At 45.0% G+C, this 14,961-nt stretch carries 13 protein-coding genes; 4 read left to right on the top strand and 9 right to left on the bottom strand.

Translation table 11 applies throughout. The annotated features are described in order from the left end of the window. Positions 1-4 precede the first annotated feature (4 nt). Both nrdG and nrdD read right to left on the bottom strand, forming a co-directional pair. Positions 5-475 carry an anaerobic ribonucleoside-triphosphate reductase-activating protein gene (gene nrdG / locus OH460_RS02715; RefSeq protein WP_012600613.1) on the bottom strand — a complete coding sequence of 157 codons (471 nt, stop codon included), beginning with the start codon at positions 473-475 and terminating at the stop codon, positions 5-7. Between the two features lie 156 nt (positions 476-631). Further along, positions 632-2,752 (bottom strand): anaerobic ribonucleoside-triphosphate reductase, encoded by a 2,121-nt coding sequence (gene nrdD / locus OH460_RS02710; RefSeq protein ID WP_269994845.1) that lies wholly within the window; start codon positions 2,750-2,752, stop codon positions 632-634. Positions 2,753-3,055: 303 nt separating this feature from the next. Between nrdD and OH460_RS02705 the strand changes: the two genes are divergently transcribed. Beyond that, complete coding sequence (locus OH460_RS02705; RefSeq protein ID WP_269994843.1) at positions 3,056-3,934, top strand: endonuclease/exonuclease/phosphatase family protein; 879 nt, start codon at positions 3,056-3,058, stop codon at positions 3,932-3,934. Positions 3,935-4,031: 97 nt separating this feature from the next. Here the strand turns inward: OH460_RS02705 and OH460_RS02700 are convergent, their stop codons facing one another. The 5 genes from OH460_RS02700 to OH460_RS02680 form a co-directional block, all read right to left on the bottom strand. Further along, complete coding sequence (locus OH460_RS02700) at positions 4,032-4,463, bottom strand: YeeE/YedE family protein (RefSeq protein ID WP_269994841.1); 432 nt, start codon at positions 4,461-4,463, stop codon at positions 4,032-4,034. After that, entirely contained in the window at positions 4,463-4,924 is a 462-nt protein-coding gene (locus OH460_RS02695) for a YeeE/YedE family protein (protein ID WP_269994839.1), read from the bottom strand. The genes OH460_RS02700 and OH460_RS02695 overlap by 1 nt, the downstream gene beginning before the upstream one ends. Before the next feature lie 209 nt (positions 4,925-5,133). Further along, the gene (locus tag OH460_RS02690) at positions 5,134-6,366 is read right to left on the bottom strand and encodes a glycosyltransferase (RefSeq protein ID WP_269994837.1); all 1,233 of its coding nucleotides are present in this window, start codon (positions 6,364-6,366) and stop codon (positions 5,134-5,136) included. 97 nt (positions 6,367-6,463) lie between these two features. Continuing rightward, positions 6,464-6,928 (bottom strand): GNAT family N-acetyltransferase, encoded by a 465-nt coding sequence (locus OH460_RS02685; protein ID WP_269995338.1) that lies wholly within the window; start codon positions 6,926-6,928, stop codon positions 6,464-6,466. Between the two features lie 22 nt (positions 6,929-6,950). Continuing rightward, complete coding sequence (locus tag OH460_RS02680) at positions 6,951-8,048, bottom strand: ketoacyl-ACP synthase III (RefSeq protein ID WP_105058219.1); 1,098 nt, start codon at positions 8,046-8,048, stop codon at positions 6,951-6,953. Between the two features lie 122 nt (positions 8,049-8,170). Between OH460_RS02680 and trxC the strand changes: the two genes are divergently transcribed. Then, positions 8,171-8,605: a thioredoxin TrxC gene (gene trxC / locus OH460_RS02675; protein ID WP_061030910.1), complete on the top strand. Its 435-nt coding sequence runs from the start codon at positions 8,171-8,173 to the stop codon at positions 8,603-8,605. A 108-nt stretch (positions 8,606-8,713) separates the two neighbouring features. Here the strand turns inward: trxC and OH460_RS02670 are convergent, their stop codons facing one another. Further along, entirely contained in the window at positions 8,714-10,381 is a 1,668-nt protein-coding gene (locus OH460_RS02670; protein ID WP_269994834.1) for a GMC family oxidoreductase, read from the bottom strand. Next, the gene (locus OH460_RS02665) at positions 10,374-11,981 is read right to left on the bottom strand and encodes a long-chain-fatty-acid--CoA ligase (RefSeq protein WP_269994832.1); all 1,608 of its coding nucleotides are present in this window, start codon (positions 11,979-11,981) and stop codon (positions 10,374-10,376) included. Before OH460_RS02665 ends, OH460_RS02670 begins: the two co-directional genes overlap by 8 nt. 389 nt (positions 11,982-12,370) lie before the next feature. Between OH460_RS02665 and OH460_RS02660 the strand changes: the two genes are divergently transcribed. Beyond that, a complete protein-coding gene (locus OH460_RS02660) occupies positions 12,371-13,402 on the top strand; it encodes an AraC family transcriptional regulator (RefSeq protein WP_186170593.1) in 1,032 nt (343 codons plus the stop codon). A 262-nt stretch (positions 13,403-13,664) separates the two neighbouring features. Next, positions 13,665-14,816: an MFS transporter gene (locus OH460_RS02655; protein WP_269994828.1), complete on the top strand. Its 1,152-nt coding sequence runs from the start codon at positions 13,665-13,667 to the stop codon at positions 14,814-14,816. Positions 14,817-14,961 lie beyond the last annotated feature (145 nt).

Here is a 14,961-nt window from a genome sequence, read left to right as displayed (position 1 = left end):
AGCCTTAGATATCAGTGAATCGATGGATAATTTGGTTTGAACTACCACGCCAATCCAACATCGGATCCGCTTTATCTTGCTCAAAGCGACCATCAATCAAAGTATCGACATATTCCAGCACTTGCTTCTGCTTTTCATCGAGTTCGTCTAGCTCGTAGCCCGTCCACATCCAGATATCTTTGCCTTCGCATTCAGCTTTTACACGCTGAACAAGCTTAAGCACTTCAGACACATTCGCAGGATGCAGAGGATCACCACCAGAAAGCGACAAGCCACGACGTTTGATTCGCGGGTCATTCAGATCGGCAATAATGTGGTCTTGTAATTCTTGAGTGAACAAATGCCCAGAATCCAACCTTTGCGTCGACTGGTTATAACACCCACGGCACTGGTGCACACAACCCGATACGAACAAGGTGCAACGTGTTCCGGGGCCATTTACAACGTCGATTGGGTGATATTGATGATAATTCATAAGGCAGTATTGATAACTCGTGATGGCTTAGTGGTTTAACTCGAGAAATAGCGAGAAGTGAAACAAATGAATTGGTATCGACATAGCGCCGATACCAATCTTATTTCTTCGAAACTTAGCTCTTCTAAATAAGCTAGCTATTGATCTTAGGGCTTATTAAAGATGCTTCACGCGGCGTTTAACTTCTTCTTGCTTACCGAAGTTAAATGGGCGTGCGTCTGGACTACCAAGGTAACCACAAACACGGCGTGTTACCGATACTTTGGTTGAGTCATGGTTGCCACACTTAGGACACGTAAAGCCCTTGCTTGTACAGTCAAACTCACCGTTGTAACCACACTCGTAACACTCATCAATCGGTGTGTTGGTACCGTAGTAAGGAACACGTGTGTAGCTGTAATCCCATACGTTTTCTAGCGCTTCGATGTTCTTCTGCATGTTCGGGAATTCGCCGTAACAGATGAAACCACCGCTAGAAATTTCAGGATAAGGCATCTCGAAATCGATCTTGTCGTATGGGTTCACTTTCTTCTGCACATCTAAGTGGAAGCTGTTTGTGTAGTAACCACGGTCTGTTACACCATCAATCACACCAAACTCTTTGGTATCGATGCTGCAGAAGCGGCTACATAGGTTTTCACTTGGTGTGCCGTAAAGGCTGAACGCGTAACCTGTCTCTTTCGTCCAAAACTCGACTTCACGCTTCATGTACTCCACCAGCTCAAGCGCTTTAGCACGCATTTCGCCATCGTCGTACAAGTGAACGTCAGTGCCGTAAAGTGCAGTCATCGCTTCATGGATACCAATGTAACCAAGAGAAACAGAAGCACGGCCGTTCTTGAAGATATCTGCAATTGAATCATCAGCTTTCAAGCGTACACCACATGCACCTTCCATGTATAGGATTGGAGCAACACGTGCCTTCACATTTTCTAGACGAGAAATACGAGTTTCTAATGCGCGACGAGCAAGCTTTAGTTTTTCATCAAGCAACTCGTAGAACTTAGCCATATCTTGTTTTGCGTTGATCGCAATACGTGGCAAGTTCAAGCTCACAACACCTAAGTTGTTACGACCTTCATGAATAAGCTCACCATTTTCTTCGTATGTATTCAAGAAGCTACGACAACCCATAGGTGTTTTGAATGACCCTGTCACTTCTACTACCTTGTCGTAGTTAAGAATGTCTGGGTACATACGTTTAGACGCACACTCAAGTGCCAGTTGCTTGATATCGTAGTTTGGATCTTGTGGCTTGTGGTTCAAGCCATCTTTGATTGCAAATACCAGTTTAGGGAACACCGCTGTTTTACGGTTCTTACCCAAACCTGCAATGCGGTTTTTCAAGATTGATTGCTGAATCAGTTTCGAGCCCCAGCTTTCACCTAAACCAAAACCAAACGTCACGAATGGTGTTTGACCATTAGCGGTGTGCAACGTGTTTACTTCGTATTCAAGAGATTGGAATGCGTCGTAGCACTCTTTCTCAGTACGAGAGATAGCAAAAGCTTCTGGGCTATGAATGTCCCACTCTTTCGCTAACGATAAATGCTTCTCGTAGCTCGCCATTACGTAAGGTTCTAGAACCTCGTCGATGCGGTTGATCGTTGTACCGCCGTAAATGTGGCTCGCCACTTGTGCGATGATCTGCGCTGTTACCGCTGTTGCTGTAGAAATAGACTTAGGCGTATCAATTTCCGCGTTACCCATCTTGAAGCCATGCGTTAACATACCTTTCAGATCGATAAGCATACAGTTAAACATTGGGAAGAATGGTGCGTAGTCTAGATCGTGGTAGTGAATATCACCACATTCGTGAGCATGTACGATATCACGTGGCAAAATGTGAGTTTTCGCATAGTGTTTAGCCACGATACCCGCCAACAGGTCACGCTGAGTTGGGATAACTTTGCCATCTTTGTTCGCGTTTTCATTAATTAGATCAACGTTGCTTTCTTCGATCAAACCTTCGATTTCACGAGTTAACGCACTTTGCTTTTCACGTGCGATATCGCGATCATGGCGATATTCGATGTATGCGCGTGCCAGAGACTTATATGGTCCCTGCATTAACTCGTTCTCGACCATGGTTTGAATTTCAGAGATATGAACTTCATCGTAGTCTTCGAGCTTCAACTCAACTGCTAATGCCACATTCAATGCATAAATAGCAATTTCCTTATCGGTTTTCTCTGATGCTGCTTCCACTGCAGCCTGGATGCGATCTCTACTGAATGGAGCTCTTGAGCCATCACGCTTGATTACGATTGATTTCACCACTTCTCCTTACTCTTGAGGTATTCACAGACTTATCCACAAACACACTATATAGAGCGATTTACCGTTAAACTAACACTAGATATTGTGGCGTATTTAACGAGAACCACCAAACTTGAGTATTGATTTGGATCAATAAAAAGAGAACGCTGACTAAGATCAATTCAATATTATTACGCTAGTTCTCAACTCGAAAAGAAACAATGTAACAATAAAAAAACTACTAAAAAGAGTTGAATTTTTGGTAAGTGTTGTAGGATAACGGCTCATCAATATTGGTCGACAAATTTAGGGATATTTGGGATGAAACGACTACAAAAGTGGTTAATGTTAGGCTGCCTAATCGGTAACCAAGCAATTGCTGAACCTTTAACCATATCCAGTTGGAATATCGAATGGTTATCAACCAACGAGGCTGTGAATAAGTTTTCCGATAAACGAGATCAAGCCGACTTCGATAAACTCGGAACGTATTTTCAATCCTTAAACGCAGATGTGGTTGCGTTTCAAGAAGTCGATGACGTAAATGCCATTCAGCGTGTGGCTGGTGATCAATACAAGATATTGATGTCTGACCGAGCATTACCAGAAAACAGTAACCGCCGGTTCAAAGAAGTGAACCAATACACTGGATTTGCAGTTCGTAAAGGGGTAACCCACACCGACTATGCCGACTTTCCGCTTGAAACTACTTCCAACAGTAAACTTCGGTTTGCCAGCTATATCGTTATAGAAACAGAGACCAAACCCATTCACATGCTCTCTGTTCATTTAAAGGCAGGATGCAGTGGTGCTTATAAGTCCAACCGCGATTGTTCACGCCTAAAAGACCAAGCTCAGCAACTGAACAAGTGGATAAAGCAAAGAGAGCGCAATAACGAAGACTACGCCATTCTTGGCGACTTCAACCATAACCTATCCTACTCAAGAGATTGGATGTGGAAGGATTTAACTGAAAACACGGATGCTCGTTTGGCGACAAGAAAGACCCGTGCGGATTGTAAGGTTCGCTCAAATCGTAATAACCACCGCACACACCAATTCCGGTCTGTTATTGACCATATTGTGGTGAGTGAATCATTGAATGCAGCTCCTGCTAAACAACAGGTATATAAAACACAAGATGTGCTGGACTACAAACTCAGCGACCATTGCCCAGTATCAACGACCATCAAACAATAGATAGATCTAAAAAGAGGCTGACTGGCTTTTTACTCAAAAGCGAGTCAACCTCTCAAATGCTCATATCAAGCCTATCAAGTACACGATAGGTTTAACTCTAGCAAGTTTTATTCGTTCGACCTGCCAACCACATGCCTGCCAACATGCTGACCATAAATACCCATACGGTTGGGTTACCGCCACTAAGGCTGGTTACTGCAGGGCCCGGGCAAAAACCTGCAATCCCCCAGCCTAAGCCAAACGCTGTAGAACCCACAATCAGTTTTCTGTCGATTAACGGATTATTGCGGCTATCTAATCGTTCACCATTGACCGCTTTATCGCGCTTTTTGATCACTAGGTGATAAAACGGCGCAAACACCATCAGTGCGCCGCCCATTACGAATGCCAGGCTTATGTCCCAATCGCCAGTCACATCTAAGAAGCCGAGTACCTTGTTAGGATCGACCATGCCTGAAATGATCATACCCGAGCCAAACAAGACTCCAGCAAGTAAACCAACAACGATAGTAAATGAAGAGTTTTTCATTATGCCCCCAAACCCATTAGGCTCTTAACAAGCACAGTAGCCATTGCGACCCCCATGAATACACACGTTGCGATAATCGAACGTTTAGACAAACGCGCCATGCCCACAATGCCATGTCCACTAGTACAACCATTCGCTGTTTTGGTGCCATAACCGACTAATAGACCAGCAATAACGACCACCACGAGATTCATCTCTGCCAGTTGAGGGAGTTGGTAACCGGTAGGAATCAACAACCAACCACTTACGACCATTCCAACAATAAATGCGATACGCCAATGCTTGTCAGTTTTATCAGTATCCACGCCTTTGCTTTCGTTGTTGCTAGTGCGAACTGGCAGTAAACGGCTAACAATGCCACTTATACCTGCAACTCGACCAATGCCCAACATTAAAACAATGGCCGACACACCTAACAACATGCCACCGAAAAACGCATCCCAAGGAATCAAACTCAACACAGGCCTCTCCTATCCACAAACATCATTAATTCTCAACACCCTTAAATTAGATTTTACTAATAAACCCAAATTAGTCAATGCTAATGTAACTTGACCAATTTATAACGATGACTGTTTCACCTGTCATTCAACTAGCTGTAAGCTCCTAACAACCAAAAAGCCCTTAGGCGTTAACCTAAGGGCTTTTGATTTCATTTGAGCTGTATCAGTTACTTAGTCTTATTCTTTTCAGCTATCCACTGTGACATGTACTTAGTGCTTGCCATGCTGTGGTGCTTGAGCATTGAACCGAAGAAGTTATTCAGTCGATGAGATTTAAGCTCAGAATCTAGTGCAATCAATCGCTCGATTAATTTGTCGCCCAGTTGATTCTGTTCATAGTGTGTTTCAAGAATTGAGTGACACTGACTTTGAGCCTTAAACCACCTCTCTTCATCTTTATAGAGAGCAACAGCTTGTTCAACAAACTCATCAATATCATCAGCAACCGCACCCGGCCATTGTAGTTCGCCTTGCGGTAACATGCCTTCACTGCCGATCTCGCTGGTTACATTCGGAGTTTGCAGCTTCATCGCATCAAGCAGCTTGCCTTTAATGCCAGCGCCAAAACGTAATGGCGCAACACAAACACGCGCCTGTTCCATTACTTCTTGAGCGTCTTTAGCCCAACCTTTGATATGGAAACCGGTTTTTGGATTATGCAAAGCGGTTGCTTTCGGCGGCGGATAAGATCCGTAAATATGAAGTTCACTATCAGGCAACTGCTTACGAATCTTCGGCCAAATCTTCTGTAACTGAAGCACAGCATCCCAGTTAGGCGCATGTCTAAAATTACCTATCGTCATGAAATGCTTACGTTCTTCAAAGCTTTTCGTACTTTCAGGCAACGTGTTGAGATCAACCATGAACGGCAGGTGATGTAACAGTTTTGGATCGATATTGAACTCAGATTGGAGCAATTCCATCTCGTAACTTGAGATGATCAACGAAAGATCACAGCGCAGGATTGCAGCGATTTCACGTTTCGCCAAGTCACTGTACAGGTGCTCTTTCGTTAACTCTGTCTCTTTCTTAACCGCTTCATGTCGAGCATTGCGTAGAAATTGTAAATCTTCAGTATCCAGTAGCTTAAAGGCATTCGGACATACCTTCTCGACGCGCCAGCCGAATTGCTCTTCCATCATAAAGCGGTCAAACATCACAACATCAGGTTGCAGCTCTTCGATGTACTGGTCAAAGCTATCGCAATTTAGCTGAATAGATTGGCTTGTAATGCCCTCTTCAGAAAGATCAATCATATGCTCGGTTTCTTGAGCTGGCGTTGCGAACTCAACGGACCAACCTTGTCTCTTGAACAGTCGTAAAAGTGACATCATATGGCTGCCAGCCGCCGATGAATTCGGTTCTGGCCAAACGTAGCCAATTGCTAAAACTTTCTTCAAAACACTTCCTAAGAAATAACAAAGGGGCCACAGAAGCCCCTAATAAAACGTTAATCGAGTTATGCCGCTGATAATAATGGTTCTAAGAACTCAGCGATCAGATTCGTTCACCAACATTGCGAGCTATCATAAGCACTTCATCGGCTGAGTAAAGGTTTGAAATCGTGGTTTCGACTTCTGCGCCCAATGTCGACTGATAGAGCTTTTGTGCAAAGTTATCTGCTCTGGTGGTCACTAATACATGTTTTAGTGTCGAGCCCTGCTCTGATAGCTTCTGCTTCACTTGAGGCAAAGAGTCTAGAATCAGCTTTTTGCCCAATCCTTGCCCCTGAGCACTCGGTAACACAGCAAGTTGTTCTAGCTCCAAAACAGCTTCAGGCCTAAACCCACTCTTTTGAACCCAAATAATGTAGCCGACAATCTCGCCATCGCTTTCAGCAACAAAGTTAAGAAAGCGTGGCGCAGCACTTAAGTTACATTGTAACCAACTTTTTGAGTTTTGCTGTCGAACAAAAGTAGCTTGGTGAACTAAAGCTGCTCCATCGAGGTCGGCTTCTGTCATAAAACGAACTTGCACCATGCTGCTACTCATTCTCAGAATTAGGACGCGTTTTACAGTGTAAAATGGCTCTCTCTAGAAGTTCTAATGCCGAGCTATCTGCTTCTGGAAGCTTAGCGTCCGATTGACCTAACGGCTCAACACGGCTACCCCACTTAATATGGCCTGCCCCCCAAGTTAAACCGGCACCGAATGCCGCCACAAGGATGTTTGAGTTCGGTTTAACAAAGCCTTGCTCTAACGATTCACACAATGCAATTGGCACAGTCGCAGCCGACGTGTTGCCATAGTTTTGAATGTTCACAAACGCCTTATCGCGCTCAATACCTGCCATGTCACACAGAGTTTGAATAATTCGGATGTTTGCTTGGTGTGGAATCACAACATCGATGTTGTCCGTTGAGATGCCAGTACGGCTCAACACTGTGTGCGCTGCAGCGCCCATGCCCTTAACCGCACGTTTGAAGATCTCTTTACCTACGAAATCAAAGTCCCAGTAGCCGTTGTCAGCCGCAAAACGATCCATTGAAGTACCAAATTTTGGTACTGCTAGAATGTCACGACCTTCGGCGTCACAACCGATTTGCGCTTCTTGTAGGCCAACTTGCTCTTCAGTACGCGATAGAACCACAGCGCCAGCGCCATCACCAAATAGAACCGCTGTATCACGCTTGGTCCAATCGATGAAGAATGATAGACGCTCTGCGCCCACAACGATCGCATTGCGGTAGTTGCCCGCCTGAATCAATCGAGTTGCAGTTTCAACACCGTAAATGAAGCCTGTACACGCCGCATTAAGGTCAAAAGCCGCTGCACTCTTGATGCCTAGGTTCTGTTGAACTTTAGACGCAGTATTTGGAATAAGAGAGTCTGGACTGCACGTCGCTACGATCACAAGATCGATATCTTCGGCTGTTAAACCAGCACACGCCATTGCGTGTTGAGCAGCAACAGTTGCTAGTTCAGAGGTATTTACATGACTGATACGACGGTTTTCGATACCAGTTCGAGTACGAATCCACTCGTCAGACGTATCAATGAAAGTGCTTAAATCATCATTGGACAGCACGGCTGGTGGCAGACACTTTCCCCAGCCAGTAATTTCGGCGTAAAATTTTGTCATCATTTACCTGTTTATTGTTTGTTTTTATTTAAGTATCGTATTCTTGTTTTAAACAGTATAAGCGTTCCGTACGTGATTCGTAAATCGCGTTAGACACGGAGTTGCAATAAAAAGAGAAAGTTATGTCTACATTCAACACACGTTGCCCTTCTTGTGGTGGCGTAAACCGAGTTCCTTCAGAACGAATTTCAGAAAGTCCAACTTGTGGTAAATGCAAAAACGCATTACTAGATGGCGCGCCAATCGAAGGCACGTCATTGAACTTCCAATCTATTTTGAACAGTTCACAGCCTGTGGTTGTCGATTTCTGGGCAACATGGTGTAACCCTTGTGTGGGCTTCGCCCCTGTGTTCAGCGACGTTGCCAAAGAACGTTCTGGAGATGTTCGATTCGTTAAGATCGATACCGAAGCTCAGCAGCAGCTAGCCGCGATGTACCAAATCAGAAGCATTCCTACTGTGATGGTATTTAAGGATGGTAAACGTGTCGACACGATCAACGGCGCGTTACCAAAAGGTCAATTTGATCAATGGCTTAATCAAGCTCTAGCTAAGTAAGTTTGTTTCGATTCTTTCAGTAATCAACAAACAAAATAGGTTAAGGAACCTTAAAGGATAAGGCTCCCTAACCTATTGTAATCCACCTGTTATCTCTAATATGTTCTTCTAGCCAATCATTTCGTGTTTTGCGCTCTCATTCGCGCCTTGCTTGTGTGCACCATCTTCCTTAACCAAGCGATATTGATCTTTAATCTGATCAGCGACTTTCTCAGCAATCATTATGGTTGGCGCATTGGTATTAGCCCCAACTAAGGTCGGCATAATCGACGCATCAATGACTCTTAAGTTATTCAAACCATGGACTTTAAGATCTTTATCCACCACGGCTAAAGAATCACTACTAGGTCCCATTTTGCAGGTTCCCACAGGGTGGTACTGGGTATCTGAACGATTACGGATATCTTGTTCAATCGCCTTGTCATCACTAGCATCGACAGGATAAAAAGCATCACCACGGATATCATCAAACGCTTCACTCTCTAGCATCTGATACTGCTTTTTCCACCCTTTAATCATTATTTCCATGTCTTCAGGGTGACTGAAAAACGCAGGATCGATCTTAGGCGGATCGTAAGGATTGGTGCTATTCAGTGTTACGGTGCCATGGCTTTTTGGCCTAAGTAAAGTGACATGTGAGGTAAACCCATGACTGGTATGAATTTTCCTCGCATGGTCATCGACAACTGCAACCACAAATACAAACTCTAGATCTGGCACGGCGATATGATCTTCAGAACAAAGAAAACCAATGCCCTCAGCAAAGTTGCTGCTCATTTTCCCCCGGCGCTCTTTGTGCCACAGAGGTAATGCTTTGGTCATTTCAGCGGCCATTTGCAACGAAATACCGAACGTTTCTCGCTTTTCGCTGCACTTATAAGAGTGCACCAAATCGATATGATCTTGCAGGTTCTTACCTACTCCTGGCAGCTCATGGACTTGCTCGATGCTATGTTCCGCCAGCTCATCTTTAGCACCCACGCCTGACAGCAACAACAGTTGAGGAGATCCGAAAGCGCCTGCAGATAGAATGACTTCCTTGTTGCATCGGATCTGGTAACGCTTACCGTTAGAACCGTATTCAACTCCAACCGCTTTCTTGCCTTCAAATAAGACTTTATGAGTCGTCGCTTTAGTTACGACAGTAAGGTTGGGACGCGATAGGTTTGGCGTCAAGTAAGCCTTGGCAGCACTGCACCGTTCACCATTTAACTGGGTAACCTGAGTCGGCATTGCACCGAACTGAGCGGCACCGTTTATATCTTCATTGCGAGGGACACCAATCGATTCACACGCAGTTAAATAGCGCTCCAACATTGGGCTTGGCGACCTAAGGTTCGCCACATTCAGAGGACCGCCTTGGCCGTGATACTCATCTTGGTGGACTTCGTTATTCTCTGCTTTCTTAAAATAAGGTAAACACGATTTATAGTTCCACCCTGCATTACCTAAACTTTCCCAAGTGTCATAGTCATAACGATGCCCACGCGCGTACATCATGGCGTTAATAGAACTCGACCCACCAAGCGTCTTCCCTCTTGGCTGATAACCTTTACGACCATTTAAGCCCGGCTGTTCAAGCGTCTCAAAAGCCCAGTTATTGAGTTTGGTCGGCATCATCGCTACAACGCCAACTGGAGTATGAATAAAGGGGCTCGTGTCTTTGCCACCAGCCTCGAGCAAACAAACAGTAGTATTTGGGTCTTCTGACAATCGAGAAGCCATCACGCACCCAGCAGAACCACCGCCTACAATAATAAAGTCATAGTTATCCATTGATTGCCTCCGCAACTTCTAAAGGATGTAGCTCTCGCTTTAAGATTTTTCCTGTTGCCGTCATGGGTAACGCGCTACGAATGAATACTTTACGAGGGTATTTGTAATCGGCCAGTTGTTCTCGACACCATGCCATTAAGGCTTTGCTGTCACATTGTGTATGCTCGTGCAGCACGACGTGGGCGTGGATCTCTTCACCTAGCTGCTCATGATGCTCACCCACTACTGCCACCATTTCCACATCAGGGTGACACATCAATACTTCTTCGATTTCTCTCGGATAAACGTTGTAACCGCCTCGGATAATCATGTCTTTCACACGGTCAACAATGAACAAGTTCCCGTGCTCATCGACACGTCCGATATCGCCTGTTAAAAACCAACCATCTCGGATCGCTTCTGCCGTTGCTTCAGGTCGTTGATAGTAACCTTTCATAACGCTTGGGCTCTTAATACAGACTTCACCCAACTGTCCCATTGCCACCGAGTTGCCTTGCACATCCGTAATCTTGATAAGGTGACCACACAGCGGCTGACCAACACTGCCCGAGAGACGATCACCATCAATGTGATTGAAAGTCGCGACTGGTGCCGTTTCAGATAGCCCGTATCCTTCAAGTACCGGTAATTCAAAGCGAGATTCAAACTGACGAATGACCTCAAGTGGCATCGAAGCACCACCAGACACACCAAGCCTTAAGCTGTGTTTGACCTGCTCAGAACGCTTGCTTGTTTTTTCAGAAGCATCAGGAGATTCTTCTCCTGCTCTGAGCAGTGCGATATACATGGTAGGAACGCCAGCAAAGACACTGACTTTATGGCTAATGATCTGCTCGATCACCAGTGATGGCTCGAAGCGTGGAATTAAGACCATGGTAGACCCCGTCAACACGCTCGCGTTCATCATGACGGTTTGACCGAAACTGTGAAACAGAGGAAGTGTGGCCATTGTGGTATCACTGTATTCCAATCGCATCAGATACTGTGACGACATCGCATTGGTTTGCATGTTGGTGTGTGAAAGCTCAGCGCCCTTTGGCTGACCTGTGGTACCGGAGGTATAAAGAATTACCGCGGTATCATCGCCATGACACGCTACAGACTCAAATGAATCCAAAGGTTGTGCCAACCAATCTGCAATCGTTTCTTGTTGCTCGTGGTTTTCTGAGAACGTAGATGTTGCGCCGTTTGGTATTGGCATAGACACGAAATGTTCGCAGTTATCGGCCTGCGCAAAACCTTGTAATCCATAGCGTCCAATGGGTAGCTCTTCACTGCCCTCAAAGCATAAATAAGCTTTCGCATCAGAGTCATTGAGGTGATACGCGATCTCTCTAGCCTTAAACAACACGTTTAAAGGTACTACTACACAGCCAGCTTTTAGAATGCCGTAATAGGCAATGGGGAAATAAGTCACATTGGGACACGACAGCGCGACCTTATCGCCCTTTTTTAATCCAAGTCGTTCTAGATTGGCAGCTACCTTCCCAGCAAGTTGTTCCAACTGAGCAAAACTGACTTCATCCGTGCCCATACGCAGAGCGGCTTTCGTTGGAAACAGCGAAGCGCTACGCTCCAAGTTAACAGCAAGATTGTGCATCCATGATCTCCTTATTTGGCTAGACCTAGCGGTCACATTCGCCTTAGACGTTTTAATCGTTGTAATAAGTGTTGTCTTTGTTGCTATCAGAGCCTGCACATTGGCGTGTCATGTAGGTAAAAGTGTTTATTGAGCAAAACAGTAGGTATTGAGCAAAATGTTTGAGACACCCCAATGTGCAACCCATCAAATTACAACATTTTGATAACATTCCTAACAGGTTTCAAAAAGACAAAAACCGGTGATATTCGGACATGGCTCAATCAGACCTTGTATAACCTTGTACATATAAAGCAAAAATTTGAACAAGCTTGGGAAAGTGAGAACAAGCAACAGGCGCAAATGTTAAAAGTTCGGTTAAGATGACGATATTCAACAAGAGGCAACCTATGGAATACACCGCAGTCTACGAACCCGATATGCAAGCATTCGGTATTCTTGATCTTCAACTACTGCATCGTTACCTGTCACCGGCTCTCAGTATCGAAGCGTTGTTGGAAGGCAGTAACATTGATGATCTTCAGCTCAATACACCAGACACGCACATTACGTTGGCGCAAAAGTTGGCGGTGTTTAGCAATGCATTGGCGAACAGTGACGAAGGCGGTTTAGGGCTAAGAGTCGGCCAACAAGCTCGTTTTAGCGACTTTGGTGTTCTAGGTTATGCAGTATTCAGTAGCGAAACGCTATTAGATGCTTTGCTGATTGGGTTTAAATACCTGCAACTTGCTGGCCCGGTGCTAAGAAAAACCATGTCGGTCGAAGATAACGTTGGTTACTTCAGAGCAGAACAGCTGATCGACTTAGACTCCGTGCTGCCATTTTGTTGTGAATATTGGTTCTCTGCGATTCAAAGCCTGTGTGAAGAAGTGCTGCAACAGCCCTTTCCATCACAAGTGATCCGTTTCCCTTATCCGAAGCCAGAATACGGTGATCTTTATACAGAAGTTTTTCGTTGCCCTGTTGAATTCAATAGTGACCGCCTCGAATGGCAGTTTGATGCAACCAGCTTGTACTCACCTCTTCCCACCGCCAATACCATCACATTGCAGATGTGTCTTAAATCATGTGACGACATGTTGGCAAAAGTCAGTGCATCCACCAGCCTGAAAGAGAAAGTCTCTCAAATGCTTCTTGAGAGACCTGGATGTTACCCATCAATAGAATCGATCTCCTCAGAGTTAGGGATGTCTTCTCGCACTTTACGTCGCCATCTTAAAGCAGCCGATACCAGCTACCAGAAAATACTCGATCACGTTCGTTTCCATCTTTCTCGACACTATCTATCGTCGACAAAAATGAGCATTGAAGAGATTTCTGAACGTGTTGGTTTTTCTGACAGCGCCAACTTCCGTCACGCATTTCGTAAATGGAGTGGCAGCTCACCACGTCAATACCGAAAAGACGCGCTCTTATCGTAAACTGCACTTCAAATTTAGTTTCAACACTACAAATAGATTCGTTTTCACCCTCTCAATTAAATAGCCAATGAACAAGGGTTTAACGGCTTTTTGACCACATAAAATCTCGTGAAATCACCAAATATTGTAACGGGATTTTAATTTCATCAGTCGACAAATTTCTTTTATCTTAACGACCATTTTTATTCGTTTTACCCAATTCAGTTTCTCCCCCATAGTCGCGGAAAATTCATCGTTTCTCACACTTTCGGAGGCTCCTGCATTGGACAACATCCAACCAACAACTCGCATAACCGTTCCAGTTATTGCACTGTCTTTCTACGCGATCGCTTCAGGCTACTTAATGAGCTCTTTGCCATTGATGCTGTCTGAATATGGCCTAGAGAGTAATCTATCGAGTTGGTTGGCGAGTGCCTTTTATGCAGGTCTTCTAGCGGGTACGTTATTGATCGAGCGTGCGATTGCTCGTATTGGCCATAAAGACGCATTCGTAGTAGCACTGAGTGTGTTCATCGCAACGATCCTTGTGTTGCCATTGATCCCACATCAAGCGGTATGGCTATTGGCTCGTTTTGTTGCTGGTGTTGCGGTAGCAGGCATCTTCGTAATTGTTGAATCATGGCTTATGAGCGGTGACGAATCACAACGAGCTAAACGCCTAGCGATTTACATGTGTTCACTATACGGCGGTTCTGCAGTTGGTCAGCTAGGCATTGGGTACCTAGGTATTACTGGCGGCGTACCTTTTATCGCGATGTTCACTCTACTATTTGGTGCGATCATTGTGCTGATGTACGGACAAGCGACACCACCACAGATTCATGATGCTCAATCTTTGTCTCTAAAACAGGTCAGCAAGTTAAGCCACAGCGCTTTAATTGGCTGTATCGTTTCAGGACTTACACTGGGTGCAATTTACGGTTTGATGCCAGTAGAGCTTGCTCAGCGTAACATTGCGCACGAAGACATTGGTGGTTTGATGGCTCTAGTGATTATGGGTGGCATGGCTGTGCAGCCGATGGTGACTTGGTTATCTCACCATGTAGGTCAAGTGTTGTTAATGGCTTTGTTCTGCCTACTCGGTGTGGCAAGCATTGGCGTACTAACTATCAATCATGACTTCTACGTACTAGGCATGAGCCTGTTCGTGCTAGGCATGGCGACATTTGCGCTTTACCCAATCGCGATCAACTTGGGCTGCCGTAACTTAGATCCAAGCTACTTGGTGTCAGTGACTCAAATCATGCTGCTTTGCTACAGCATCGGTTCAGTTGCGGGTCCAATTGTGGCAGACAGTTTCATGGATTCTCAAGCAGGGTTATTCACTTACCTGTTCGCGTCTCTGCTAGCGACAACGATCTACATGCTGATCGCAAGCCTAAAACGCTCTCACCTACAGATTGCAGGCGAGTAAGCTTAAATAGACAGACACCAGATACGTGTTATTAGGGCTCCGAGTTAAGATTTTATGTCTAAACGAAGGGCCCTTTTTGTTTATGTCGTCTGGAGGAAAGAACGACAATAAACATCAACGATCAGAAGATAAAATCTATTACCTC

The organism is Vibrio sp. Makdt, from assembly GCF_027587015.1.
Classification (GTDB): domain Bacteria; phylum Pseudomonadota; class Gammaproteobacteria; order Enterobacterales; family Vibrionaceae; genus Vibrio; species Vibrio chagasii_B.
The sequence above is the reverse complement of the archived record's forward strand: the minus strand, read 5'-3'. Positions and strand labels throughout refer to the sequence as shown.

Coding starts and splice junctions, on each gene's coding strand:
- nrdG (WP_012600613.1), bottom strand. CDS start 475: ATGAATTATCATCAATATCACCCAATCGACGTTGTAAATGGCCCCGGA.
- OH460_RS02705 (WP_269994843.1), top strand. CDS start 3,056: ATGAAACGACTACAAAAGTGGTTAATGTTAGGCTGCCTAATCGGTAAC.
- OH460_RS02700 (WP_269994841.1), bottom strand. CDS start 4,463: ATGAAAAACTCTTCATTTACTATCGTTGTTGGTTTACTTGCTGGAGTC.
- OH460_RS02685 (WP_269995338.1), bottom strand. CDS start 6,928: ATGACAGAAGCCGACCTCGATGGAGCAGCTTTAGTTCACCAAGCTACT.
- OH460_RS02680 (WP_105058219.1), bottom strand. CDS start 8,048: ATGACAAAATTTTACGCCGAAATTACTGGCTGGGGAAAGTGTCTGCCA.
- trxC (WP_061030910.1), top strand. CDS start 8,171: ATGTCTACATTCAACACACGTTGCCCTTCTTGTGGTGGCGTAAACCGA.
- OH460_RS02670 (WP_269994834.1), bottom strand. CDS start 10,381: ATGGATAACTATGACTTTATTATTGTAGGCGGTGGTTCTGCTGGGTGC.
- OH460_RS02665 (WP_269994832.1), bottom strand. CDS start 11,981: ATGCACAATCTTGCTGTTAACTTGGAGCGTAGCGCTTCGCTGTTTCCA.
- OH460_RS02660 (WP_186170593.1), top strand. CDS start 12,371: ATGGAATACACCGCAGTCTACGAACCCGATATGCAAGCATTCGGTATT.